Origin of the sequence: Deinococcus metalli (genome assembly GCF_014201805.1) — a bacterium.
Classification (GTDB): domain Bacteria; phylum Deinococcota; class Deinococci; order Deinococcales; family Deinococcaceae; genus Deinococcus; species Deinococcus metalli.
In genome coordinates, this window is the sequence record NZ_JACHFK010000024.1 from 1 (window position 1) to 23181 (window position 23181).

The following is a 23181-nucleotide window of genomic DNA, read 5'->3' on the forward strand; positions in this document are numbered from 1 at the left end:
GCAGGAACGCCTGAAAGTCCATGACCGATGGTGCGCCTCAGCTAAATTCCCATCATCAAATGTGCGGAAGTTCCATTTTTAGGCCGCCAACGACAGAGGCTGGTGCTCGCTGGCTTAACGACTGCTGCGGGTCGGCGCAATGCGCCATGAACAGAGCCAGATCCTCCCCGTATCCCATGTCTGTAACCTCAGTCAGAAGGCCGACTGAAGGTCACCACTGTCAGCAGGTTGACAAGTACCCAGGGACGACGTTAGGCGTCGTCCTTCTTCGCGACCACGGCCTCCTCCACAGGGATCGCCCCCAAGGACACCATGACTGACCACCCGACAGTGACCGCCCACACCGCTGGAGAAGCCCCCTCCACCAATCGCCGCAGCCTGCTCAAGCACCTCACCGCCACCGGTGTGGGGCTCGGCCTCAGTGGACTGGCCTCGTCCGCCCTGGCGGGCGGTGCCACTGGCCCCATGAAGATGGACCTGAACGAGAAGGCCTTCCGCGTGGGCGTCATCGGGCCCGCTGAGCTCTCCCTGATCACCAGCCAGATCGCGGTCGACCGGGCCACCCATGTGCACGCCCGGGAGTTCGCCCGCTTCGAACTGCGGGAGGCCATTGCGGTGACCACCGTGCTCAAAGAGCTCAAGACCCCAGTGCCTCCAATGGATGCCAAAGCCAAGGCGACGCTCGCACGCATTCAGTCCGCTGCCGCTGGGAAGGACTTTGATACGGCGTACATCATGGCCCAGCATGACAACCACGTCTTTTTGCAGCAACTGGCGACGGCGTATCTGGCGAATACCACGCCGAATGAACCGACGTTCCCGGAGCAGCAGGGGCGGCATCTGGCGACGCTGGCCCTGAATCAGTTCACGGAGCATGTCGAATTGACGGCGCGAATCCTCAAGGAATTGAGTTATTGACCGTCGCCGGAGTTGACCACAGGCGTTCACAGCAGGCGGTCGTGCACCTCCATCCAGGGCGCCCTGGCACGGGTGGCCCACCAGGCGGACGAGGCCGCTGACCGGCAAGTGGCGGCGGACTGGGGCGCGCTGACCAAGGGGGGCAAATGGCTGCCCGCCCACTGCTGGAGCCCCAGAGCCGGCAGGTGCCGACCCTCCCGGACATCTCGGACTGGGTCACCCTGAGTCCCCAGGAACGCCAGCAGTTGGCCCTGGCTGGTGAGGTGTGCGCGGCCGTGCTCGGCCTGACCATTCATGAACCGCTGAACCTGAAACCCGGTTCAGTTCCGGCGATCACGTCCGCCGGCCTGCGCCAGCTGAAGGGGCTTTCTGATCCTGTCCCGATCGTTCCCCAGCCCTCTCGCCACGAATCACCGCACGGATCCGTCCGTCACACCAGCATCTCATCTGAATTTCAAGTGAGCGACAGGTGTCTAGCCTGTCGACTGGTTCTGCGTTTCAACGTTCCCCAGTATACGCGAGGCCGCACGGTCCACCTCCTGCCGTCGGAGGCGCCCCGCCGGGCAAGGCTCAAGAAGTCTTGGCGTGATCGGGCGCCTTGCCACACGGCACGCCCCGACTGTAAGGGATGACTTCGCCCACGCCCGCTACCCCGCCCGCCTCACAGGGCCGCTCCAGTTCTTCGTTCCACCACATCCGGCGCGGCCAGGGCAAGCCGCTGCTGTTGATCCATGGGCTGGGCAGTTCCTGGCAGACCTGGGCGCCGATCCTGGCCGGACTCGAAGCGCAGCGTGAGGTGATCGCCGTCGATCTGCCCGGCTTCGGCCACACGCCCCCGCTGCCCGGTGCAGTGACCATCGCCACGCTCGCCGACGCGCTGACTGATTTTCTGACGCGGGAGAACCTCCTGGGCATCGACGCCGTGGGCACCTCGATGGGCGCCCGACTGGTGCTGGAACTCGCGCGGCGCGGGGGCGTCCTGGGAGCAGTGGTATCGCTGGATCCGGGCGGGTTCTGGCAGGGCTGGGAACGGGGCTTCTTCTACAGCACGGTGGCCGCGTCCATCCGGCTGATCCGTGCGCTTCAGCCGGCCATGCCCGCCCTGACGGCGTCGCCCGTCGGCCGCAGCGCCTTGTTCGCCCAGTTTTCCTCGCATCCCTGGGCCCTGGCGCCGGAACTCACCCTGACGGAAATGAGGAGCTTCGCCGCCTCGCCTTCCACCGACGAACTGCTGCACAACCTGGCGTTTGGCGAGGCGCAGCAGGGTGTGCCCAGGGGACGGTTGGAGCACCCTCTGGTGATCGGCTGGGGCCGCTGGGACCGGGTGTGTCTGCCGGTACAGGCATCGAGGGCTCAGGAGCTCTTTCCCGACGCCCACCTGCAGTGGTTCGACCACAGCGGCCACTTCCCACACTGGGATATGCCCGCTCAGACGCTGCGGCTGATTCTGGATACCACTGCCTGACAGGGCAGCCGACGGCTCTGGCACGTTAGAGACTGTTTATCAAGTGTCTGGGAGGGGGTTGTGGCAAGTTGTTTTGGTAGGGTGGCGCGGTGTTGAGTGGTCACAAGCTTCCCGGCTACCGGTTCCCGCTTGAGGTCATCGGGTATGCCATCTGGCTTTACCACCGATTCACGTTGAGTTATCGGGACGTCGAGGAACTCTTACTGGAGCGCGGCATTGCCGTCACCCGCGAATCCATTCGCACGTGGTGCATCAAGTTCAGTGATCTGTTTGCCCAGGGACTGCGCCACCGCGAACCCCGGCGGGGTTCACGGTGGCATCTCGACGAAATGCATGTGGAAGTCGGTGGGGTCACACACTGGCTATGGCGAGCCGTCGATGCGCACGGCATTGTCCTGGACGTGTTCTTGCAGCGTCACCGCGACACGGAGGCGGCCACAACCTTCTTCAGCAGGCTGCTGGGCCAGTACGGCGTCCCTGTCTCCCTGCACACCGACAAGCTGTGGAGTTATGGTGCGGCCCTGCGCAAACTTCCCGTGCTCCACGGCGTGGAGCACGTCCAGGTCGTGTCGACGGCGCGCTGCAACAACCCCATCGAGCAATCCCATCGTCCCACACGACGACAAGAGCGCCAGCAGCGCGGTTTCAGATCACGACGACGAGCTCAAGGATTCCTCGACCTGCACGCCCGCATCACGAATCTCCACCACCCGGCCCGCTGCACCGTTCCCGCTCATCACCATCAGAAACAGGCGTTCCATCTCTGGCGCGAAGTGGCGCAGCAGGCGGCCTGAAGGTCAGGCCGCCTGCGTCCCTAACGTTTCTTGACCTCCCTGAAGGCGACAACTTGCCACAACCCACGACAATCCTGGTGGAGTCCCTGTTCCTGACACGGCTATTGTAGGGCGAGCCTAACATGATCACCATGTCAACCGTCAACGGCATTGTCGGTGTCGTGCTCAACCTCATCCTGGCTGGCTTAGGCTTTGTGCTTGCGCCCAAGCCGAGGGGGAAACAGGGCTTGTACTGGTTTGCCCTCTGGCTGGCTGGTAATGCGATCCTGCCAATCTTCTTCCGGCATCCCTATCATTTCTTCTACTTGAACTGGGCCTTCGCCGTGAATCTGTTCAGTGCCGAGGAATTCGCCAGGACAACCGGACTTATCGGCAAGAGGCGGGCCTCCTGATCCGTGCAGTGATCCGTAGCGGCAGGGCATCCCGAACGGATCTGCAGCAGGCCATACCCTCGACCAACCAGCAGTCGAGTCTCCGAATCGTCTGACGATCAGGTCACTACGGACTTCCGCTCGAATCAATAGATCCAGCGGCGGCGGGCCAACGCCTTCATCTGGGCAGCACGTCCCACCCGCACAGTGCCCCTATGCGAGTCCTCGTCCTGGCCCTGGTGCTGGGCAGTGCCGGCGCCCTCAACCTTCACGCGCCGCTCCTCCCCGATCCGGCCCTGACCCCCGGTGACGCCCTCACCAGCGACCCCGCCGTCATCTGCACGCCCGGCTACACCCACACCGTCCGCAACGTCCCCCAGGCGCTCAAGGAGCCGATCTACCGCGCCTACGGCATCACCTCCCGCGAAAAAGGCGAGTATGAGATCGACCACCTGATCTCCCTCGAACTCGGCGGCTCCAACTCAGCCCGCAACCTCTGGCCGGAGTCCTTCAAGACCCAGCCCCTGAACGCCCATGTCAAGGACACCCTCGAGAACACGCTGCACGACCTGGCGTGCAGCGGCAGGCTCACCTTCGTCCAGGCCCAGCAGGCCATCGCCCAGAACTGGTAAGCCGCGTACGTCACGTACGTCGGCCCACTCCTGGGAGGAGCGTCCGTGGGCACGCCGGGAGCGAGGGGCCCGGCGGGGACGGGGCTCCCGGCGGCGCCACAGCCCACCGCGGCGCCATCCACCGTGCCTGTCAGCTCCGCGCCCCTGCCCAGCCCTATCAACCCGGCGGGAGGCCAGGGGCTCCATGCCCCTGGCGCCGTTGCCCCCCTGCCCGGTGGGGGCTGCCCGAGTACGGCCCCGATCAAGGTGAGCCGCAAGGGGATCTACCATCTCCCGCAGGGAGATGGGAACTACACCGCGACCAAGGCGATCGTCTGCTTCGCGACTCCGGCCGCGGCTGAACAGGCCGGCTATCGGGGGATCCGATGACCAGCAACAAGCTCAACTCCACGGCGAACATACCGTCCATCACCAACTCCACCGATCCGCGGGATGCCCAGCTGCTTGCCCGCGTGCAGGCGCTGCTGGCGGGTCACCTGCCGCCGGGCGTCACCCTGGAACGCAGCGAGGTGAATGCCGGGGTGGCCGCGACGGCGGGGGGGTACCTGTACCTGCGCTTCGTGGTGCCGACGGGCGCGCCCGTGGAGTTCTGGGCGCACTGGGGGCCGCGCGACCATGTGGGCGACAAGAGCGGCCAGGTCAGCGTCAAGGCGCCGGGGAGCGGAACGACGGCCTGATGATGCTCGGCGCGCTGGTCGACCGGCCCACCCGCGCCGCCCTGCGGGCCGGTACCGACGCAGCCTGACCCCAGATCAGATGATGTCGGGCCGCAGGGCACCGGCCCCGCTGGCCACTGGTGCTTCCTGGTCGACGTGGCCGGCACCCGCCTGGAGCCCTTGGAGCGCGTGCTGCCCTACAGCGGGATGTGGAACAGCGACACCCCCTTCCAGGCCCTGGAACCCATGACCATCACGGCCCTCGCGCAACTGCCAGGGCTCCAGCGCGTGGTGGGCCAGTGGCAGTGGCCTGAGGAGTTCCGCTGATGGGCAGCCGCTACGACTTCACCTACCCCGGCTGCGGGTACCACGCGGAGGACTCCGGCGGGGAGGCCTGGGGCATGGTCGCCGTCAGCACCCCCATCAGTTGCCAGGACTGCCGGAAGCTGCGCGACGTCGAAGTCGGGGAATACGGCCTGGCCACCAGGGAGTCCGAACCCTGCAGTTGGGGAACGGACGCTTTCTGACGGGATGGACTGGAACCGTCGTGTCAACGGGACAACACATGATCGAGTGATGGAGGACCAGTCTGGCACCAGCGTCGGGCCCAACGCCTGCCGTGCCCCCACAAGGAGCCTCCTATGCGATCCACTTCCACCATGCCCACACGCCTGTCCACCCTGGCCCCTAGAGGTCGACCATGACCTTGACGTCGCCCATCCATTCCCTGATGCCCCGTCAGCCCGTCCCAGAATTGAGCGTTCCCCTGGTCGGTGGCGGCCACTGGACGCTGGCTGAACAGACGCCACACCTCTTTACCATGGTCGTCTTTTACCGCGGCCTGCACTGCCCCGTATGCGCCAGGTACCTGCGGGATCTGCACAGCCTGCTGCCAGAATTCACCCAGCGTGGCGTCTCCATCATCGCATTGAGCAGCGATACGCAGGAGCGGGCCGAGCGGGCCAACGCCAACTGGCACCTGGACGGCCTCACCCTCGGCTACGGTCTCGACCTGCACGTTGCCCGGCACTGGGGGCTGTACGTGTCGGCATCAATCGGAGTGACCTCCACCGGGGTGGAGGAGCCGGCGCTGTTCAGCGAGCCGGGCGTGTTCCTGGTCCGCCCGGATCGCTCGCTGTATTACGGGAGCACGCAGACCATGCCCTTCGCACGGCCGGCCTTCCGGGATCTGCTCGGGGCCATAGACTACGCGGTGACCAAAAACTATCCGGCGCGTGGTGAGGTCATGGCGTTCTGAGCCCGCGTGACCCTCCTTCTCCCGTCGAGGTACCCCTGACTCCTCCCCGTACGCCCCATCCAGATGATCCCGTCGAGTTGCAGGTCGAGCCCCAGGGCCAGGGGGCCCGGCTCCGCTATGCGCTGCTCGGTCAGCCGCAGCTGTGGTGGGGTCTCGCTCGGGCGTCGCGCCTCCCGGCCGCCTTGACGCCAGCGCAACGTCACGCGTTCCAACGGACGTTCAGCGCCCGCGTGCTGAAGCATCTGGGCGTGCGCCTCGACGTCACCGGGTTGGAACATGCGCAGGGCGGCCCGTACGTAATCGTGGCGCTGCATGAGGGCATCGCGGATCCACTGTGCCTGCTGCAGCTGCCCCTCCCGATGCGCTTTGTCGCGCGGCGGGAGATCTTCGGCTGGCCCGGCATCGGCCCGGCGATCACCCGGCTGGGGCATGTGTCGATCAACCCCGAGCATCCGCTGGGCGGCTTCCGTGACCTGTGGCGCAGCGCCAAGCGCATCGTGGGGGGCGGGGAAAGCCTGGCGGTGTTCCCGCAGGGGGCGATTGCGGGCCTCCAGAGTGACTTTCACCGGGGCGCGTTCGAGGTGGCCCGGCGCGTCCAGGCCCCGATCCTCCCCGTGGCCATCTCAGGCACGCACCGCATCTGGGCACACCCGTTTTCTCCCGCCCTGCGCTATGGGCAGCGGGTCAGCCTCACCGTGCTCCCACCCATCAGCGCGCACGACGTGCAAGGCACCGCATCCGAGGTCCTGCGGATCCAGACCCGCCGGGCCATGAAGGCGGCCGCCCTCGCCCCCGGCGCGGCACCCGCCCGCCGCTTCGACCCGGATCGGGACGGCTACTGGGACGGCTACCAGCTGGACATCGATCCGGACTTCCCCGACCTGGCGCGGCAGATGGCCGAGCACCGCGCCGCCCTCCTGGCCCGGTCGGCCTGACCCCTTGAGGAACTCCATGAACAAACTCCCCCTCCTGGCCCTGACCACCGCCCTGCTCACCCTGGACACCATGGGCACGGCCCAATCCACCCCCTCGTGGGCGGCCACGCAGAAAGCAGCCCAGAATCAGACCGTGAACTTCTACATGTGGGGCGGCTCCAACGACATCAACGCCTACGTGGACACCGTGGTCGCCCCCGCCGCGAAGAAACTCGGCGTGACCCTGCGCCGCGTGCCGGTGTCCGACACCGTACAGGCCGTGAACAAGGTGCTGGGCGAGAAGCAGGCCGGCAAGAACGCGGGCGGCAGCGTGGACCTGATCTGGATCAACGGCGAGAACTTCAAGACCGCGCAGCAGGCCAAGCTGCTCCGAACCGGGTGGGCCGAGGCGCTGCCGAACGCGAAGTACGTGAACTGGCAGAGCCCCGCCATCCGTACGGACTTCGGCTTCCCCGTGGACGGTGCAGAGTCCCCGTGGGGCAGCTCGCAGTGGCAGTACGTGTACGACTCCACGCGCGTGAAGGAGGCCGACCTGCCGCATTCGTTCAGGGCGCTGGCCACCTGGATCCACGCGCATCCGGGGCGCTTCACCTTTCCGGCCCCACCGAACTTCTCCGGGAACCGCTTCCTGCGCCAGGCGATGTTCGAACTCGCGGGCGGGCAGGCGCAGTTCACCGGCGCCTTCAAGCCGGACGTCTGGGCCAAAACGTCGCCACTGCTGTGGTCGTACGTGAACGCTATCCGGCCAGATCTGTGGCGCAACGGGCAGACCTTCCCGGCGGACGTGCCGAACCTGTACTCGCTGTTTTCCAACGGCGAGATCGACTTCGCGTTCGTGCAGAACATTGCGGGGATCGCTGCCGAGGTGAACAGCGGCGTGCTGCCGAACACGGCGCGGGTGTTCATCTTCGACGCGGGCACCGTGACCGACACGCACTACGTCGCCATTCCCTACAACGCCGCGCACCCAGACGCCGCGAAGGTCGTCGCGAACCTGCTGCTCACGCCTGAGCTGCAACTGGCCAAGCTCTCCGGCAAGGTCTGGGGCGACGGCCTGGGCATCGATCCGCAGCGGGTGAGTCCAGCCTTCCAGGCGCAGGTGAAGGCGGCGCTGAAGGTCGGGCCGTACACCCTCGACCCGGCGCTGCTGGCCAAAAAATCATTTGGCGATGTGGCCGCCGAGTACGACCGGAACGTGCAGGACGGCTTCAAGGCCAACGTCCTGAAGTGAGGCGGTGGCTGCCGCTGCTGCCCGCCCTGCTGATCACCGTGGGGCTGTTCGGCGGCGGGCTGCTCCTCAGTGTCGTGCAGAGTCTGGGGTATGCGCCCGCGCTGGGGCAGACGGCGCTGAACGTTGACGCCTACCGCGCGCTGCTGGCGGATCACACCTTCTGGGCGTCTCTGGGCCTGACCGCGTGGGTGGCGACAATCAGCACGGCCCTTGCGGCCGTCTTCGGGACGGGACTGGCGCTGCTGCTGCACCGCGCCGGGCGGGCGGCCCCAGGCCACGCCGCCCGCCTGCGCTTCCTGGCGGGGCTCACGCTGCCGATTCCCCACCTCGTCGCGGCGATCCTCACGCTGCTGCTGCTGTCGCAGAGTGGCCTGCTGTCGCGGCTCACGCTCGCGGCCGGGCTCACGCAGGGCCCGCAGGACTTCCCGGCGCTCCTGTACGACCCGCGCGGCGTGGGCATCATCCTCGAACTGGTGTGGAAGGAAACGCCGTTCATCGCCCTGAATGTGCTCGCCGTACTCAGCGGCCTTGATCCCCGCCTCCAGGACGTGGCCCGGAGCCTGGGGGCGGGCCGGTGGTCACGGTTCACCGGGATCACGCTGCCGCTGGTCCGCCCGGCGCTGCTGTCGTCGGGCGTGCTGGTCTTCGCGTACACGCTGGCGTCGTTCGAGGTGCCCGCCCTGCTCGGCGCGACCTCCCCGACCACACTACCGGTGCTGGCCTACCGGGCGTTCACGGATGCCGACCTGAACGCCCGCGCAACCGCCATGGCCCTGAGCGTGGTCATCGCCCTCCTGGGCGGGCTGCTGGTCTGGGCCTACGTCCGTGCCCAGGCGGCCGGACGGCTGCGATGAGCCGGGAGAAGCCTGTCCGATCCGGGAAGCGCCGGGGTGACGACGCGTCTGCCGCCGTGAACGGTTCGCCTCTATGACTGCACCCCGCCGCCCGACCACGCTGGCGCTCGGTCTGGGCGTCTCTGCGCTGCTGCCGCTGGCACTGCTGGGCACGTGGTCGTTCGCAGGCCGGTGGTTTTTCCCGGCCCCGCTGCCCACCGAGTGGAGCCTGCGGGCGTGGTCGGCCGTGCTCGCGCCCGGCGCGCAGGTCTGGACGGCCCTGTGGGGCAGCGTGTGGGTGGCGACCGTGGCGGCACTGCTCGGGACGGCCATCGCCCTTCCGGCCGCGCGGGCGCTCGGCGGGTGGCGCGGGGCAGGGCGCGGATGGGTGCAGGCGGCGCTGCTGGGGCCGCTGGTGCTCCCGGCGTTCGCGTCGGTGATGGGCATCCAGGTGGTGTTCATCCGCCTGGGCCTCGCGGACACCCGGGTGGGCGTGGTGATCGCGCACCTGATCCCGGTCGTGCCGTACGCTGTGGTGCTGCTGGGCGGCGTGTTCGCCGGCTACGATCCCCGGCTTGAGGAGGTCGCCCGCACCCTCGGGGCACGTCCGGCGCAGGTGTGGTGGCGCGTGACCCTTCCCGCCATCCTGCCCGGCGTGCTCGTCACGGGGCTGTTCGCGTTTCTGGTGTCGTGGAGCGAGTACCTGCTCACACTGATCGTCGGCGGCGCGCAGGTACTGACGCTGCCGCTGCTGCTGTTCAGTGCTGTGCAGGGCGGCGATTACGCGATCACCGCGGTCGTGTCGCTGCTGTACCTTGCGCCCACGCTGCTGGTCTTTGCGCTGGTGGCCCCGCGCGTGCAGGGCTGGCGCACGTGACCCGGCTGGAACTGCGCGCCGTGAGGAGGACGTATCCAGGCGGGCTGGAGGTGCTGCGCGGTATCGACCTGGATATCCACAGTGGCGAGCGCTTCGTGCTGCTGGGCGCGTCCGGCAGCGGCAAGAGCACCCTGCTGCGCGTGATCGCCGGTCTGGACGCGCCGGACGCCGGGGACGTCTACCTAGACGGCCAGTCCATGACCGGAGTGCCTGCCGAACGGCGTGACCTGGGTCTGGTCTTCCAGCAGCCGCTGCTGTTTCCACACCTGAGCGTCGAGGGCAACCTGCGCTTCGGCCTGCGCCACCGGAAGCTGCCCGAAGTCGAAGTCACGGCCCGAGTGGCGGACATGCTTGTGCGGACGGGCCTGGACGGCCTCGGCCCACGCCGCCCGAACCAGTTGTCCGGCGGCCAGGAAGGCCGCGTCGCCCTGGCCCGCGCGCTGATCACCCGCCCCCGCGCGCTGCTGCTTGACGAGCCGCTGAGTGCCCTGGACGCCCCGCTGCGCCGCGAGCTCCGCGAGTGGATCGTGACCCTGCAACGCGCCACGGGCACCACGCTGCTGCTCGTCACCCACGACCAGGAGGAGGCGCTGGCCGTCGCGCAGCGCATCGGGTTCCTGCATGGCGGCCACCTCCAGCAGGTCGGCACGCCGCAGGAGATCTACGCGCGGCCGGCGACCGTGGACGTGGCCCGCTTCTTCGGCGCGCTGAATATCGTTCCCGGCCAGCAGGAGGGCCTGCTGGTCAACACGGTTCTGGGCTGCATCCACGCGGCCCGGCCCGGCCACGGTTCCGTCAGCGTCACCATCCGCCCAGAGGCGTGGCAGCCCGGTCCGGCGGCGGTGAATACGGTGGAGGGCGTGATCCGTTCCACGACCTTCGGTGGTGCCCACTGGACCTACGTGCTGGACGCCTGTGGACTGCCTCTCGTGTGGCATGCGCCGACCAGCGTTCACCTCCAGCCGGGCGACCCCCTCACTCTTCACGCGCCTCCGGACGCCTGCTGGCCCGTGGCCACAGACGTCCAATGATTACCTGCCGAGTACCCTGAGGCGCTCGCGCACCTGCTTCAGGTCGTACGCCTGCCAGTAGGTGGTCGGGGTGAGGGCGGCCGCCGCCGTCAGCACGCCGCGCGCTTCGGCCGTCAGGGGGCCGGCGCGCCGCGGCTGGGCCTTCGCGAGCAGCAGCAGGTCGTCAGCGTACGTCAGGCGGTAAAACACCTCGTTCGGTTCGAGTTCGATGGCACGGCGGTGGTCGTCCCGCATGGCCTGCTCACTTGCCCCGACCGCCAGGGCCACCAGGGAACCGAGCGCGAGCGCCTGGGCGTGCCAACCGCCCAATCCCATCCACCCGCGCGCCTGCCCCGGATCGAGGGTCACGGCCCGCTCGTACAGCGTGCGGATCTCACGGCCGACCTGGGTGGCCTTCACGAGACCCGTTCCAGGCAGTTGCAGCGCCAGCGCGTTGGCAAGTTCCACGTGCGCGTCCGCATTGCGCGGATCGGCGGCCAGCGCGGCGCGGGCCGCCGCCTCGGAGCGGGCGTACAGGGCGCGCTTGGCCGCGTCGGTGGGTACGAACACTGCCTGCCCGACGTATGAACGTGCCAGCAGGGCCAGCGAAGGCGCGTCGTTCCGGCCGGTCAGCAGGGTCACGGCCGCGTCCGGCTGACCGCGCAGCAGGGCCACCAGGGCGTCATCCACGGGAGCGGCCGACACCAGCCTCCCACCCAGCAGGGTGACGAGCAGGAAGACGCGCCGCAGTGGCCGCAGGTCAGGTCGGCGCATGGGAAGCCTCCAGATGATGGGCGAGGTGACGGACGACCGCCCGCGCGTCCGGGCCGGCGGCGCGCACCGTGCCGGACGCCACAGTGCGCTGACCAGGGAGGCCCACGAAGTACAGGCCCGGGATCGCCGTGCTGCTCCCGAGGCACTGCCGCGGCTCCCCGTCTGGGCCGAGCGCCGGCGGCGGCAGATATGCCCCATTCCAGCCGTACCCGGTCGCGAGGATCACCGTATCGATGGGCTCCACGCTGCCGTCCGCCCAGCGCACCCCCCCTTGCGTCAGGGCCGTGAACATGGGCCGGAGGTCTGGATTCCCGCGGTGCAGGGCGGCGCGCAGGCCGGGGACAGCGATGACGGGCTGCGCGTCAGGCACGCGCCCAAAAGCGCCAATGGGCACACGTTCCACACCAGACCATGTGAGCCAGTCGGTGAGGTCATGACCCAGGGGCCGCTGCGGGAACAGCCGGAGAGGGTGGCGGAACGCGAGCGTCACCCTCGCCACGCGCCCCAGCTCCGCGGCGATCTGTGCGCCGGAGTTGCCCGCGCCCACGACCACGATCCGCTGCCCCGCGAAGGGCTCCGGATGGCGGTAGTCGGAGGCGTGCAGCGTCTGCACCCGACTGTGCTCGGCTCCCGGCAGGGACGGCCGGTGTGGTCGCCGGAAGGTGCCGGTGGCGGCCACCACCGTCCGGGCCGACCACGTCCGACCATCCCGGGAGGTGATGTGAAAGCCGCCGTTCATGGACTGGACGCAGGTCACGTCCGCGTCCTGCTCGACCGGCAGGGCCAGCTGCTCCGCGTAGGCGCGCAGGTAGGCGGCCATGGCGTCCCGGGAGGGGTAGTGGTCGGGCGGGCCAGGAAACGGCAGGCCCGGCAGCCTGGAATGCCGCGCGGGCGTGAACAGCGTCAGGCTGCTGTAGTACACGGGCCACGCCCCGGATGGACTGGAATTCGCCTCCAGAACCGTGAAACGCAGGTTGCGGCGCTGCAGCCAGAATGCCGCCGCGAGGCCCGCCGAGCCGCCGCCGATGACCAGCGCATCCAGGGGCGTACCGTCGTTCACACGCTGGCGTCGGCCCGGCCAGGACGCGCTTTGCCGAAGTGCTCCCCCTCGGTGAACAGCCCCAGGTACGTCTGCCGGGTCGCCTCCGCGAAGGTCGGGTAGGACACCGGGAGCAGCGCCACCCGCAGGGGATGCACGCCCAGGCGCGGCGACACGCTCAGCCCCTGGATCAACTCGCCGGCGCGGCTCCCGACGACCTGCGCCCCCACCACCCGCAGACCCACCGGGGAACCGAGCATGCCCCGCAGCGCCACGAGCTTCACGAAACCGGACTCGCCCTCGGTCACTGCCCGGTCGAGGTGCAAGAAATCGTAGTCGACGACGGTCACCCGGTCACCGTAGCGCGCCACGGCCTGCGCTTCCGTGAGGCCCCAGTGGGCGATCTCCGGATCGGTGTAGGTCACCCACGGGATCAGCGCGACCCGCCCAGCCGGTGCGCGCAGGCGCGCGGCGGCGCGGCCGAGCCAGCCCACGCTCCCCAGGCCGGCCAGCGTGCCGCGCTCGGTCGCGCCGTGCGTGAACATCGGCCCGCCCACCACGTCCCCTGCGCCCCACAGGTACGGGCACGTGATGGACTGCATGGACGGCGTGACTGTCAGCCCCTGGTCGTTGTAGGCCGCGCCGATCACGTCCAGGCCCAGACCGTGCACGCGGGGCCGCTTGCCGGTGGCCACCAGCAGGTGCGTGCCGTCCACAGCCACGCCGCCCTGCAGGTGCAGCCGCACGCCGACCTCGGTGGGCTCCACGCGGGTGGCCTGCGCTCCCAGGTGCACCGTGAGGCCCTCGGCGCGCAGAGCCGTGAGCAGCGCCCGCGACGCCTCGGGCTCGTCCTTGGGGATCAGGCGTTCCGCGGCCTGCACGACCGTAACCCGGCTGCCCAGACGGGCCATGGCCTGCGAGAGCTCGCCGCCGATGGGGCCGCCCCCCAGGACAATTAGGTGCTCTGGGCGTTCCGGCACGTCGAAGACCGTCTCGTGCGTCAGGAAGGGAACGTCTCGCAGTCCCTCGAGGTCCGGCACGCTCACCTCGGAGCCCGTCGCGAGCACGAACTCCCCCGCCATGACGGTGCGGGTTCCCTGCGCGTGCGTGACCTCCAGCACGTGCGGGGACACGAAGGCCGCCTCGCCCGCGATGACGGTGATGCCACGCGCGGCGATGGCCTGCGGGGAATCCACCGGCTCGAAGTGGTCGATGACCCGGCGCACCTCCGCCCGGACCACGGCCCAGTCCGGCCGGCCGGTGACGTCCAGGCCCAGGGCGGCCGCGCCCCGGGCGGTGTGCACCCGCTTCGCGAGCGACAGCAGCGCCTTGGACGGCACGCAGCCGGTGAACAGGCACTCCCCGCCGGTGCGGTCGCGTTCCACCAGGATCACGCGCCGGCCCAGCGAGGCGGCCAGTCCGGCCGCCGTGAGGCCCGCAGAGCCGGCCCCGATCACGACCACGTCGGCCTTGAGCGGGGTGGTGCCGTGGTCGGTCGGTTGGGCCCAGACGAACGCCGGAGGGGTGGGATCGTGGGTCATCGTGGTGTTCTCCCTCCATCATCGTTCAAGGTATGTGCCGCCGTGGACATCTGGGCACAGCCCTGACGCCACGTGGAGAGGCCACCCAGGACGAGCATGCTGGCCATGAACCCGTAGACCCACAGGGGCAGGTTGTGCCCGGCCACCAGCACGTACAGGTACGCGCCGATGAACAGCAGACCCGTCGTGAGGGCAGGCAGCAGGGTCGGGCCACCCCGTCGCGCCCGGCGCCACCACCAGGACACGGACAGCGCGAACAGGGGCATGCTGCCGAAGTACAGCGCGCCGAACACAGCAGGATTCACGCCGTACTGGGCACTGAGGGTCTGCGAGGTGTGAATCGCCCACGCCAGCATCAGGGGTTCTCCCGGCCCAGGGGGGCGGTCAGGTCGAATAGACGCATCGGTGTCCTCCAGGGCCCCAGCGTAGGGGCGCCGCCACAGGCGGTGTGTCGCCGGCACGACACGCGGCCAGCCCACCCAGTGTCATACTGGACTGAACCCCCGATCCAGACGCCGCCGGGTGGCCGTCGGGGCCGGAGGGAAGGGGACGTGCGGCCCGAATGGCGCGAGGTGATCCCCGGAGGTGCCCCGTGACCCGCATCCTCGTTGCCCTGCTCTGCCTGCTGCTGATGGCCTCGGGAAGGACGCGGCCAGCCCTGCCCTTCCCCGACAACCCCGATGCGAACCAGTGCGGCCTGCCGGTGCTCCTGAACGCCCGCGGCACCGTGACTGGCACGTACCAGGGTCACGTCTATGAGCAGGTCGTCCGGCTGTACGACAGCCACGCCCGGCAGCATGTGGTCGCCCTGGTGCCACGGAACACCCCGGCCCATGCGCTGCTGATGGTCAGCGGCCCCGGCTGAATTACGTGCTGGTGCGACTGCAGGTGAACGCCCACACGGTCGAGGGCTGGCTGCCGGAGCCGTACTTCACGTCCGTCCGGCCGGTGGCCACAGGCGAGGTGCAGCTCAAGACCACCGGTGGCCCCAATGGCCTCACATTGAACCCGCGCCGAGGAGATTCACGGTGACCACAGGTGAACGCCCACATGCCCAGGACAGGCAGGATCGCTCTGCATCCGGCACACACCTCCTGTCCATCGGTCAACTCGCGCGGCAGACCGGTGAGTCCATCAAGGCAATCCGCTACTGGACGGATCGTGGCCTGTTGACATGTACGCGGCGTCCCAGCGGCTACCGCACCTACCCGGTCATGAGCGGCTCGCAGGTGCGGTTCATCCGCTCGGCGCAGGCCGCAGGCTTCAGCCTGGACGCCGTCCAACAGGTGCTCGCGATCCGACAGGCGGGCGAGCAGCCCTGCGAACACGTCAAGGCTGAACTGGAAGCGCACCTGAGCGCCGTACGCGCGCAGATCGCACACCTTCAGGCGCTTGAAGTGCAGGTGCAGGCGAGGCTCGCCTGGGCACATCAGCATCCGGATCCACCATGCAACGGTGCAGGGTGCGTCTACCTCGACGTCCCCCAGGGGGCTTGACTCTCCCGTCCAGGGGAGGGCCTAGCCTGCGGGGTATGACTGATCCGCTCTGCTGCGCGCCCACCCGGGGCGAAACGTCCAGTGTGTGCCCGGTCTGCGGCACGACCGGCAAGCCGGTGAAGCTGATCACCCTGAAGGCCCTGCTGACGCCCGGTGCCCTGGCCACCCTCGCCCCTGAGAGGGCATACCGCTTCTGTCCGGACGCCGGATGCGACGTCGTGTACTTCGCAGGTGGACACACGTACGCTCAGGCGGACGTGAAGGTCAGGGTGTACCAGAAGGACCGATCCACCGACGTTCCTGTCTGCTACTGTTTCGGGCACACCCGCGCCGGCCTCGAACTGGCCAGGCTCGACGGGCATGCTGAAGCCATCACGCAGTCCATCCAGGGACATATCAAGGCCGGTCGCTGTGGGTGCGAGGTCAACAATCCACAGGGCAGCTGCTGCCTGGGTACCGTAAAGGGCCTGGTCACCCGGTTGCGGGACGCAGCACGAGCTGGGGCGGGAGCGGCTTTGTGAAGACCGTCCATGCTCCCCTGCTCCTCGGCGCCGTCGTGCTCCTGTGCCCCTGTCACCTGACCGTCCTGAGCGTGCTGCTGGCCGCAAGTGTCGGTGGCGCGGTCGTGGCGGCCTTGCTCCAGCAGCACCTGGGTGTCACGGACGATCTTCACGTCAACAACACTGTCAGGTGACCGCGCAGAGCGCCGCAGACCGCAGTACCTGGAACCCCCAGCGGGTGGGCTTGAGGGTGAGGGATTCCAACCCACGCCGTCGGCAACGCGGGCCACCAGGGGCGGCACCCCTACTGCAGGGCATCGAGTTGCAGTTCCTCGATCAGGTGTTCCAGACCGATGACGTTCACGCGGTAGTGGCCGCGCGTGCCGAGCACGAGCTCCTGAGCCCGCCACGCGCTGATCGCCTGCGTGGCACTCACGCGGCTGGCACGGGCAAGACTGGCAATCTCCTCGTGCCGCAGTTCCAGGTGAAGGTCGTAGATGCCGGCCTCCGTCTCCTGCCCAAAGCGGGAGGCCAGGTCGAGCATCACCTGAGCGAGCCGCACCTGCACCGGCTGCGAGAGGGACTCCAGCCGCGTCTGCAACTCATGCACCCGCGTGGCCAGGATGCTGGCCAGGAGGATCGCCACGGTTGGCACGCGCCGCGTGATCTCCAAGAACTGTTCCCTGGTGATCGGGCAGATCACGGCGCGGTCGGACAGGCAGGTGGCGTCCGCCTGGGTCGTGGCCATTTCCGTCAGGAAACTCTCCCCGAAGAAGTCATCTGGGCCGCACACGGTGATCACGCTCTCGCCGCCGAGCACGCTGGTGCGGCTGAGCTTCACGTGGCCGTCGAGCAGGATGTACAGCGTCCCACCTGGATCGCCGGCATGATAGATGCGTTCTCCCTTGCGGTAGGGGCGGGGCGGACACACGGCCCCGATCTGTTGCATGTCCTCGTCGGTCAGCCCGGCGCTCCAGCGGGTGCCGGTCAGATGCCACACGCCTCCCGGCACCGGCGCGGGGCGCAGGCGCATCAGGCTCAGGAGCCGCTGGGTCAGGGTCATGACACCCACCCTACGCGCCCCGCGGATTCAGAACCGGATCGAGGGAGAAGATACCCACGGACAGGCCGCTCTGCCTCGCACCGTACAGCAGGTGGCCGACCATGCTGAGCAGATGTTGGACGCTCAGGGCCTGGGCCTACCCGCCTGACCAGCCCCGATCACCAGGGCGCTGGCTATGAAGGCGCTCTCTGGTGCTCCTCGACCCACCCCTGTAACTGGGGATAGGTCAGGGCCCCCACCTGGCGGGCCAGCTCGATTCCATCCTGCGCCAGGATCAGCGTCGGGATTGCGTGGATGTTCAGCACGTCATCCAACTCCGGGTGCTCGTCCAGGTTGACCTTCACCACCCGAACCTGCCCGATCGCGGCGAACTGTTCCAGCACGGGCGTCAGGGCCCGGCAGGGAGCGCACCAGGGGGCCCAGAAGTCAATGATCACCAGGCCACTGAGGTCGAGGTCGGGCAGAAACGGGCGCGGTGCACGGGCAGATGTCGTCATGGTGAACCTCCGGGAAGGCGTCCTTCCTGACCCGTACTGTGCCCCGCTCCCGGCGCGGCGCGTGTTGGCGGCCCAACACCGCGCCGCCCGGGGCCCGCGCATCCTCAGCTCAGGACGCCACTGCCCCCGTGACGTCCACGACTTCCTCCCTGCCCGGAGGTGCGGTCAGAACGCCCAGCCCCGGCACGACGCCCGGCGCGGAACTGTAGGCCATCCATGCACCTGCGTGGTGTTCAGTGCGAAACAAACCTGCCACAGGTGCTGAGCGGGGCCGGCGGTCTGATCGTCCTGGATCGCGACGGCCACCACCATGGCCCGCTCTGCCGCGTCGCACGCGCCGTGCAGAGCCTGACCCGCGAGCACGAGTTCATCGAATGGTACGCCGAGCACCTCAAACAGACCACGTCCTGGTCTGTCTGCGCGCACATGATCGGGTTCAGGTGCAGGCGCCCAAGGCCGCCTTCGAGCGCCACGGTGCCCATCACGTCAACCATTTTGGTCGAGGTGCTGTGCCCGTGAGCCGGCGGCCCTTCCCAGACCGGGAATTGCCCGCGTCACTCCACCCCATTACGCTGGCCGTATGCAGCTGCTCCGCACCGTGCAGATCGGCGTCCCCGCCACCGCTGCCTGGGCACTCCTCGGCGAGCGCTTCGGGGAGATCACCGCCTGGGCGTCCGTCATCATGGCCTCGACGCTGGACGGCCCGCCCCGCCCCGGCGCCGTGCGCACCTGCCACACGGCGCGCTTTGGCCCGGTGCCGCCCGGCGAGGTGCGCGAACGCCTCCTGGTGTTCGATCCGGCGGCGCTCACACTGACGTATGAGGCCCTCAGCGGCCTGCCCGCCTTCATCACGCACGCGGTCAACCGCTGGACGGTCACGCCCACCGGCCCCGCGACCTGCACGGTGACGACCGACGCCACCCTGACCCTGCGCGGCCCGGCCCGACTGCTCGCCGGGCCGCTGGCAGTCCGCCTGGAATGGGACGCAGGACGGGTTCTGGACGAGCTGCGCCATTCCCTGGAACATCACGAACCCCACCCGCGCACCCGCGCGGCCCGCCACGCTGAGGCGCAGCGCGGCCCTGGCCACGCCCGCATCTGAACAGGTACGCTCAGGTGATGGTTCATGCTGCGACTGCCCCCTTCGGGCCGCTGCTGCGGCAATGGCGTGCCCAGGCCGGCCTGTCGCAGCTGGCCCTGGCCGCTGAGGCAGGAACGTCACCTCGCTACGTCTCCTTCCTCGAGTCCGGTCGCGCCCGTCCTGGCCCCGGGATTGTCCTGCGCCTCGCCGACGCCCTGCGGATTCCAGTCGGTGAGCGCAACGCCCTGCTCCGCGCCGCCGGACTGAGTGCCCTGTATCCGGACGTGCCTCTGGACGCGCCGCTGCTGGCCCCCGTCCGAACCATCCTGGAGCGGGTGCTGCGTGGCCACGAACCGTTTCCCGCGTGGGTGGTCGGCCCGGGCCTGCACTTCCTGGCCGCCAACCAGGCCGCCGAGGCGCTGATCCCCGGCCTGTGCCGGCTGACCCCAGACGCCATCGTGACCCTGTGGTTCGGGGAGGGCCCACTGCGGCAGCTGGTGGTGAACTGGCCTGCGGTGGCGTGGGCCGGTCTGGCCGCCCTGCGCCGGGAGGCCGCCCTGACCGGCGATCCGGCCATCCACGCCCTGCTGCGTCATGCACTGGCTCAGGCGGGCCGCCTGTCGCCTCCACCGGACGGCGCTCTGCTCGAGGTGCCAGCGATCTGCCCGGTCTTCCGGATAGGGGATCAGACGATCCGCACCCTGTCCACCGTGATGCGTTTTGATTCGGCGGTGGAGGTGACCACTGCCAGCCTGCGGGTGGAACTGATGTTTCCGGCTGACGACGCGAGCGAGACGTACTTCCGGGATCGGGCCGGCGCCGCACCTGCCGGTTCGGGGTAACCCGGATTATGCGTCGTGGAGCCGCCCAGCGGACTGCAGCAGGGCCTGCGCGACCACCAACAGTGGCCCGGCCACGTCTGCGCGGCACAGCGGGTTCTGGGCCTGCCCCGGCCGCTCGACAAAGGCCGTCCGCAGTCCCGCCGACCGGGCCCCGCTGATATCCCAGCCATGGGCCGCGAGCAGCCAGGTGTCGGCCGCCGCAGCCCCCACCACATTGAGGCCGTACTCGTACGCACCACGTCCCGGCTTGAGCACCCGCCCCGGATCGACCGACACCGCGCCGTCCAGCAGGTCGCCCAGCCCCGCGGACGCGACCTGCGCATCGAGCACCTCCTGACGGTTGTTCGTCAGGGCATATAGGCGCGCGCCACCCGCCTTGAGGATGCTCAGGCCCTGGAGGGTGTCCGGGTGGAGTGGCAGGGCCTGCATGGTCGCGGCGACCTGCTGCGGCAGGTCGTCCGGGACTGGCTGGGCACGGGCCTCGCCCAGGGCGTGAAGCGCTTCCCGGCCCAGCGTGGAGAAGTCGCGGTAGTCCCCCAACACCGTGTGGGTCAGGGCCAACTGCAGGAGCAGCCCAAACCACTGCTTGCGGGCGCCCGCGTCGCCGAACGCGCTGGCGAAGAGTGGATCCAGGGCCGAGAGGTTGAGGAGGGTCTCGTTCATGTCCAGAAAGACGGTGGTGGGCATGGGGCAGCATAAAGGGCCGCTCAGGGGAGCGCACCGCTTACCGACACCTTCGGGGACTGTGCTCGAAGTCCGGGCGTCGTGCTAAACCCTGGGTTACGCGTCACGCGAGAAGGGGCGCAGCCAGGGATCTGGATCGCCAGCCTCAATGCACCTTGAAGGTCACGGTGGTCTTCGTCCCGGTCGTGACTGAGCTCAGGTCAAGCGTGTGCTTCCCCATCAGGTAGCGTTCGCCGTACTGGCCGGCCCCCATCATGCCCATCGCCATACTCATGTCCTCCTTCCAACCCTCGGCGCGGATGGCCTTGTCGTAGTACGCGAACAAACCCTTGGCGTCGCGACTGGCGAAGGTGAGGGTGGCCAGGTGCCCGCTCATCGTGTAGGTGTACTTGCCCATGCCGGGCGCGGCCGTGATCATCAGGTCGCCGCCCTTGTCCATCATCATGTTCATGCCCGCTGTGGTCGTGAAGTGCAGCATGGGCACGCCGGACATGGACATCGACTCCGTGTGGGACATGCTCTGGCCTCGGGCGGTGCTGACGGTCAGGGCGGCGGTCAGGGTGAGGTAAACCAGGGTTGTGCGGTTCATGGGCAGCTCCTTGGGCAGGCGTGAGGGCGCCACCCGGATACCGGGTGGATCACTCACCTGTCATTCGGGGTAAGGAATGGAACGCCGCCCGGTTCAACAGCGGATTTCACAGCAGGATGTGGTCATGGGGAAGGGAAGAATTCGCTCCACCCAGGGAACTCCTTGGGTGGAGCGGTCAAGGGCCGACCGGGCGAACCCGGCACGACCCCTGGATGCCGCGCTGTTCCTTACAGCGCGAGGATCTTGCTGAAGTCTCCGCTCAGGCCATCCGGGAAGAACCCGCCCTTGGTGGCGTTCACGCCCAGGAAGACGATGTTCCCCACTTGCCGCGGCGTGCGGCTGTACGCGATGGCGTTCGAGTCGGCCAGCACGATATTCGACGCGCCACCCTCGACGATCCCCTGATCCATGTCGGACGCGCCGTCCACACTGTCACGCAGGTTGCTGATGGCCTGCACCACATCGCTGACCTTCAGCGCGGGCGTGACCTGCGTATTGCGCTGCTGGTACAGCAGCGTGCGGATCATGCCCGCGTGGTAGGCCTCAACGGCCAGGATCCCCGCGGCATTCTCCAGGTTGCCTCCAGCACTCATGTCCGTCAGCAGGCGCGCCGCACCCTTGTAGGCGCTGACGCCCACATCCTCGAAGATGAACGCGCCGTGCAGGAAGAAGAGGTCATTGGCAAACGGATTAAAGCCTGTGATGGCCCCCTTGGACGCGGCGTTCCCCGCGGCCGCGAAGGCAGGGCCCAGATCCAGCGTGGGCTGCGTGACGGCGGCGGCGCCGAGCACCTTGCGGATCACGCGCACATGCGCCATTTCGTCATTGGCAACCTCGCTGGCATAGGAACGCACGTCCGCAGAGCTGAACTTGACGCCATCCCCGTTCATGCCCGTGAAGCCGGCCGGCAGGATGACCTTACTGCTGTCACCGCCCACGGCGTCGAGTTCCTGCAGGCGCCCGACGGCGGCCAGGTAGAACGCGGCCTCGAGGTATTCAAGGTTGAGCGCGAAGTTGAAGATGGTGGCGTCCAGGTTGGGCTGGGCCTGCCCCATTCCCATGGCGGGCGCACAGCCAGCCAGCACGGTGGTGGCGCTGACGGCACCTGCGGTTCCGAGGAACGTCCTGCGATTGATGTTGCTGCTCATGGTGGGGCTCCTGTGTGGGCACGTGGGAACAAACGGATGGCCCATCGAGAACTCGATTTCCGGTTGCCTGCAACATAAGCGGGCCCAGGGTGGGCCGCGCCCAGGGATGCCTCATGGAAGAGGGGTGGTGTCCCGCGGCTCAGCGCGGATCGGGCGACCGGCCGTACCGGCGGCGGTACCGCGTGTTCAGGGCCTGGATCTCCTCGGCCCGGACGGCCGCCGCCGGGTCATGGATGATCCGGCCGCCGCGTGTGGTGGCCCCGACGACCAGGGCGGCGGCGACCAGCACGAGGTTCTTGATGATGTACTGCCCTTCGAGCGTCGGTACCAGCGGAATGGCCTTGAAGGTCTCGTGCGGGAAGAACACCAGTGGCAGGAAGGTGCCGGCCATCTGCGCGAAGAGCAGCAGGAGCGTGACGCGCAGGAAGCGCCCGGTCAGCAGACCCAGGCCGATCGCGACCTCCCAGGTGGCCAGCACCGGGAGGCTCACGCTGGACGGCACGTGCCCGAAGGTGAGTCGGGAGATGGTGTTGGTGGCGAGTTCCTGTGCGACGCTCACGCCGGGGAAGAACTTCTGCGCGCCGAACCACACGAACACGAGGCCCAGCGCGAGGCGCAGCAGCAGAATGCCGTGCCGCGCCCACCAGCTGACCATCCGGAATTCCAGGGCGTCCACCCGCGAGGCGAGGGAAACAGGCTTCTGGGTGAAGGGGACGGTCAGGACGGGCTCGGGAGACTTGGAATGCGGGGTGGTGTGCATGGGCAGCTCCGGCCAGCGCGCGGCGCTGGGTACTGGGCTATATGCGGCCCACGCTTGATTGGATGCCGCTCCTGGAGAGGGACTGCCTTCTGCTTAGAGCCTGAGGACAAAAAGCGGGATGCCACAATGAGACATGGCACCGCGGAAGACTACTGCACCTGTCTCTCAGGCCACCCGTCTGCCCATT

32 protein-coding genes are annotated in these 23181 nt (G+C 68.5%); 22 read left to right on the top strand and 10 right to left on the bottom strand.

All coding sequences use genetic code 11. From position 1 onward, the window contains the following. The first annotated feature begins 312 nt into the window (after positions 1-312). The 15 genes from HNQ07_RS23255 (at position 313) to HNQ07_RS23320 (ending at position 11001) form a co-directional block, all read left to right on the top strand. Positions 313-918: a DUF305 domain-containing protein gene (locus HNQ07_RS23255; protein ID WP_184116326.1), complete on the top strand. Its 606-nt coding sequence runs from the start codon at positions 313-315 to the stop codon at positions 916-918. Positions 919-1546: 628 nt separating this feature from the next. Further along, entirely contained in the window at positions 1547-2383 is an 837-nt protein-coding gene (locus tag HNQ07_RS23260; RefSeq protein ID WP_184116328.1) for an alpha/beta fold hydrolase, read from the top strand. Between the two features lie 92 nt (positions 2384-2475). Next, positions 2476-3177, top strand: a complete 702-nt coding sequence (locus HNQ07_RS23265; protein ID WP_184116330.1) for an IS6 family transposase — start codon at positions 2476-2478, stop codon at positions 3175-3177. Positions 3178-3308: 131 nt separating this feature from the next. Continuing rightward, positions 3309-3569, top strand: a complete 261-nt coding sequence (locus tag HNQ07_RS23270) for a hypothetical protein (protein WP_184116332.1) — start codon at positions 3309-3311, stop codon at positions 3567-3569. Between the two features lie 194 nt (positions 3570-3763). Continuing rightward, positions 3764-4180: an HNH endonuclease gene (locus tag HNQ07_RS23275; protein ID WP_184116334.1), complete on the top strand. Its 417-nt coding sequence runs from the start codon at positions 3764-3766 to the stop codon at positions 4178-4180. A gap of 123 nt (positions 4181-4303) precedes the next feature. Beyond that, positions 4304-4549 (top strand): sunset domain-containing protein, encoded by a 246-nt coding sequence (locus HNQ07_RS24590; RefSeq protein WP_506287033.1) that lies wholly within the window; start codon positions 4304-4306, stop codon positions 4547-4549. Then, positions 4546-4857: a hypothetical protein gene (locus HNQ07_RS23280; RefSeq protein ID WP_184116335.1), complete on the top strand. Its 312-nt coding sequence runs from the start codon at positions 4546-4548 to the stop codon at positions 4855-4857. Before HNQ07_RS24590 ends, HNQ07_RS23280 begins: the two co-directional genes overlap by 4 nt. A gap of 135 nt (positions 4858-4992) precedes the next feature. Next, positions 4993-5163 carry a hypothetical protein gene (locus HNQ07_RS23285; RefSeq protein ID WP_184116336.1) on the top strand — a complete coding sequence of 57 codons (171 nt, stop codon included), beginning with the start codon at positions 4993-4995 and terminating at the stop codon, positions 5161-5163. Beyond that, positions 5163-5363, top strand: coding sequence for a hypothetical protein (locus tag HNQ07_RS23290; RefSeq protein WP_184116338.1), 201 nt, complete (start codon positions 5163-5165; stop codon positions 5361-5363). The genes HNQ07_RS23285 and HNQ07_RS23290 overlap by 1 nt, the downstream gene beginning before the upstream one ends. A gap of 173 nt (positions 5364-5536) precedes the next feature. Then, positions 5537-6094 carry a peroxiredoxin-like family protein gene (locus HNQ07_RS23295; RefSeq protein ID WP_184116341.1) on the top strand — a complete coding sequence of 186 codons (558 nt, stop codon included), beginning with the start codon at positions 5537-5539 and terminating at the stop codon, positions 6092-6094. A 230-nt stretch (positions 6095-6324) separates the two neighbouring features. Continuing rightward, positions 6325-7029 carry a lysophospholipid acyltransferase family protein gene (locus tag HNQ07_RS23300; RefSeq protein ID WP_229832344.1) on the top strand — a complete coding sequence of 235 codons (705 nt, stop codon included), beginning with the start codon at positions 6325-6327 and terminating at the stop codon, positions 7027-7029. 16 nt (positions 7030-7045) lie between these two features. Beyond that, the gene (locus HNQ07_RS23305; RefSeq protein ID WP_184116345.1) at positions 7046-8260 is read left to right on the top strand and encodes an ABC transporter substrate-binding protein; all 1215 of its coding nucleotides are present in this window, start codon (positions 7046-7048) and stop codon (positions 8258-8260) included. After that, positions 8257-9114, top strand: a complete 858-nt coding sequence (locus tag HNQ07_RS24485) for an ABC transporter permease (protein WP_184116347.1) — start codon at positions 8257-8259, stop codon at positions 9112-9114. The genes HNQ07_RS23305 and HNQ07_RS24485 overlap by 4 nt, the downstream gene beginning before the upstream one ends. A 73-nt stretch (positions 9115-9187) precedes the next feature. Beyond that, positions 9188-9970: an ABC transporter permease gene (locus tag HNQ07_RS23315; RefSeq protein ID WP_184116348.1), complete on the top strand. Its 783-nt coding sequence runs from the start codon at positions 9188-9190 to the stop codon at positions 9968-9970. Continuing rightward, entirely contained in the window at positions 9967-11001 is a 1035-nt protein-coding gene (locus tag HNQ07_RS23320; RefSeq protein ID WP_184116350.1) for an ABC transporter ATP-binding protein, read from the top strand. The genes HNQ07_RS23315 and HNQ07_RS23320 overlap by 4 nt, the downstream gene beginning before the upstream one ends. Here the strand turns inward: HNQ07_RS23320 and HNQ07_RS23325 are convergent, their stop codons facing one another. From HNQ07_RS23325 to HNQ07_RS23340, 4 genes are read right to left on the bottom strand one after another with little or no spacing between them, the layout of a single operon-like run. Next, positions 11002-11754, bottom strand: coding sequence for a hypothetical protein (locus tag HNQ07_RS23325; protein WP_184116352.1), 753 nt, complete (start codon positions 11752-11754; stop codon positions 11002-11004). Then, positions 11741-12814: a flavin-containing monooxygenase gene (locus HNQ07_RS23330; protein ID WP_229832345.1), complete on the bottom strand. Its 1074-nt coding sequence runs from the start codon at positions 12812-12814 to the stop codon at positions 11741-11743. Before HNQ07_RS23330 ends, HNQ07_RS23325 begins: the two co-directional genes overlap by 14 nt. Then, the gene (locus HNQ07_RS23335) at positions 12811-14334 is read right to left on the bottom strand and encodes a dihydrolipoyl dehydrogenase family protein (RefSeq protein WP_184116354.1); all 1524 of its coding nucleotides are present in this window, start codon (positions 14332-14334) and stop codon (positions 12811-12813) included. Before HNQ07_RS23335 ends, HNQ07_RS23330 begins: the two co-directional genes overlap by 4 nt. Then, positions 14331-14690, bottom strand: coding sequence for an MFS transporter (locus HNQ07_RS23340; protein WP_184116356.1), 360 nt, complete (start codon positions 14688-14690; stop codon positions 14331-14333). Before HNQ07_RS23340 ends, HNQ07_RS23335 begins: the two co-directional genes overlap by 4 nt. A 236-nt stretch (positions 14691-14926) precedes the next feature. On the opposite strand from HNQ07_RS23340, the gene HNQ07_RS23345 reads away from it, so the two are divergent. The 4 genes from HNQ07_RS23345 to HNQ07_RS23360 all read left to right on the top strand — a co-directional run bounded on the left by HNQ07_RS23345 (position 14927) and on the right by HNQ07_RS23360 (position 16524). Next, the gene (locus HNQ07_RS23345; RefSeq protein WP_184116358.1) at positions 14927-15199 is read left to right on the top strand and encodes a hypothetical protein; all 273 of its coding nucleotides are present in this window, start codon (positions 14927-14929) and stop codon (positions 15197-15199) included. 163 nt (positions 15200-15362) lie between these two features. Next, the gene (locus tag HNQ07_RS23350) at positions 15363-15830 is read left to right on the top strand and encodes a MerR family DNA-binding protein (protein WP_229832347.1); all 468 of its coding nucleotides are present in this window, start codon (positions 15363-15365) and stop codon (positions 15828-15830) included. A gap of 35 nt (positions 15831-15865) precedes the next feature. Continuing rightward, positions 15866-16351: a putative iron-sulfur cluster-binding metallochaperone gene (locus HNQ07_RS23355; protein ID WP_184116360.1), complete on the top strand. Its 486-nt coding sequence runs from the start codon at positions 15866-15868 to the stop codon at positions 16349-16351. Next, complete coding sequence (locus HNQ07_RS23360; RefSeq protein ID WP_184116362.1) at positions 16348-16524, top strand: hypothetical protein; 177 nt, start codon at positions 16348-16350, stop codon at positions 16522-16524. Before HNQ07_RS23355 ends, HNQ07_RS23360 begins: the two co-directional genes overlap by 4 nt. 110 nt (positions 16525-16634) lie before the next feature. Here the strand turns inward: HNQ07_RS23360 and HNQ07_RS23365 are convergent, their stop codons facing one another. Next, positions 16635-17393 (bottom strand): Crp/Fnr family transcriptional regulator, encoded by a 759-nt coding sequence (locus HNQ07_RS23365; protein WP_184116364.1) that lies wholly within the window; start codon positions 17391-17393, stop codon positions 16635-16637. A gap of 173 nt (positions 17394-17566) precedes the next feature. Continuing rightward, positions 17567-17890, bottom strand: coding sequence for a thioredoxin family protein (locus tag HNQ07_RS23370; RefSeq protein WP_184116366.1), 324 nt, complete (start codon positions 17888-17890; stop codon positions 17567-17569). 216 nt (positions 17891-18106) lie between these two features. Between HNQ07_RS23370 and HNQ07_RS23375 the strand changes: the two genes are divergently transcribed. The 3 genes from HNQ07_RS23375 (at position 18107) to HNQ07_RS23385 (ending at position 19813) form a co-directional block, all read left to right on the top strand. Then, on the top strand, positions 18107-18409 hold the full coding sequence (locus tag HNQ07_RS23375) for a hypothetical protein (protein ID WP_184116368.1): 303 nt from the start codon (positions 18107-18109) through the stop codon (positions 18407-18409). A gap of 61 nt (positions 18410-18470) precedes the next feature. Then, entirely contained in the window at positions 18471-18992 is a 522-nt protein-coding gene (locus HNQ07_RS23380; RefSeq protein ID WP_184116370.1) for an SRPBCC family protein, read from the top strand. Between the two features lie 17 nt (positions 18993-19009). Then, positions 19010-19813 carry a helix-turn-helix domain-containing protein gene (locus HNQ07_RS23385; protein ID WP_184116372.1) on the top strand — a complete coding sequence of 268 codons (804 nt, stop codon included), beginning with the start codon at positions 19010-19012 and terminating at the stop codon, positions 19811-19813. Between the two features lie 6 nt (positions 19814-19819). Here the strand turns inward: HNQ07_RS23385 and HNQ07_RS23390 are convergent, their stop codons facing one another. From HNQ07_RS23390 to HNQ07_RS23405, 4 genes are all read right to left on the bottom strand, one after another. Next, positions 19820-20500: a haloacid dehalogenase type II gene (locus HNQ07_RS23390; RefSeq protein ID WP_184116374.1), complete on the bottom strand. Its 681-nt coding sequence runs from the start codon at positions 20498-20500 to the stop codon at positions 19820-19822. Between the two features lie 142 nt (positions 20501-20642). Then, the gene (locus HNQ07_RS23395; RefSeq protein ID WP_184116376.1) at positions 20643-21086 is read right to left on the bottom strand and encodes a hypothetical protein; all 444 of its coding nucleotides are present in this window, start codon (positions 21084-21086) and stop codon (positions 20643-20645) included. A gap of 227 nt (positions 21087-21313) precedes the next feature. Continuing rightward, complete coding sequence (locus tag HNQ07_RS23400; RefSeq protein ID WP_184116378.1) at positions 21314-22234, bottom strand: ferritin-like domain-containing protein; 921 nt, start codon at positions 22232-22234, stop codon at positions 21314-21316. Between the two features lie 139 nt (positions 22235-22373). Then, positions 22374-22994, bottom strand: coding sequence for a DoxX family membrane protein (locus HNQ07_RS23405; RefSeq protein ID WP_184116380.1), 621 nt, complete (start codon positions 22992-22994; stop codon positions 22374-22376). Positions 22995-23181: the final 187 nt, after the last annotated feature.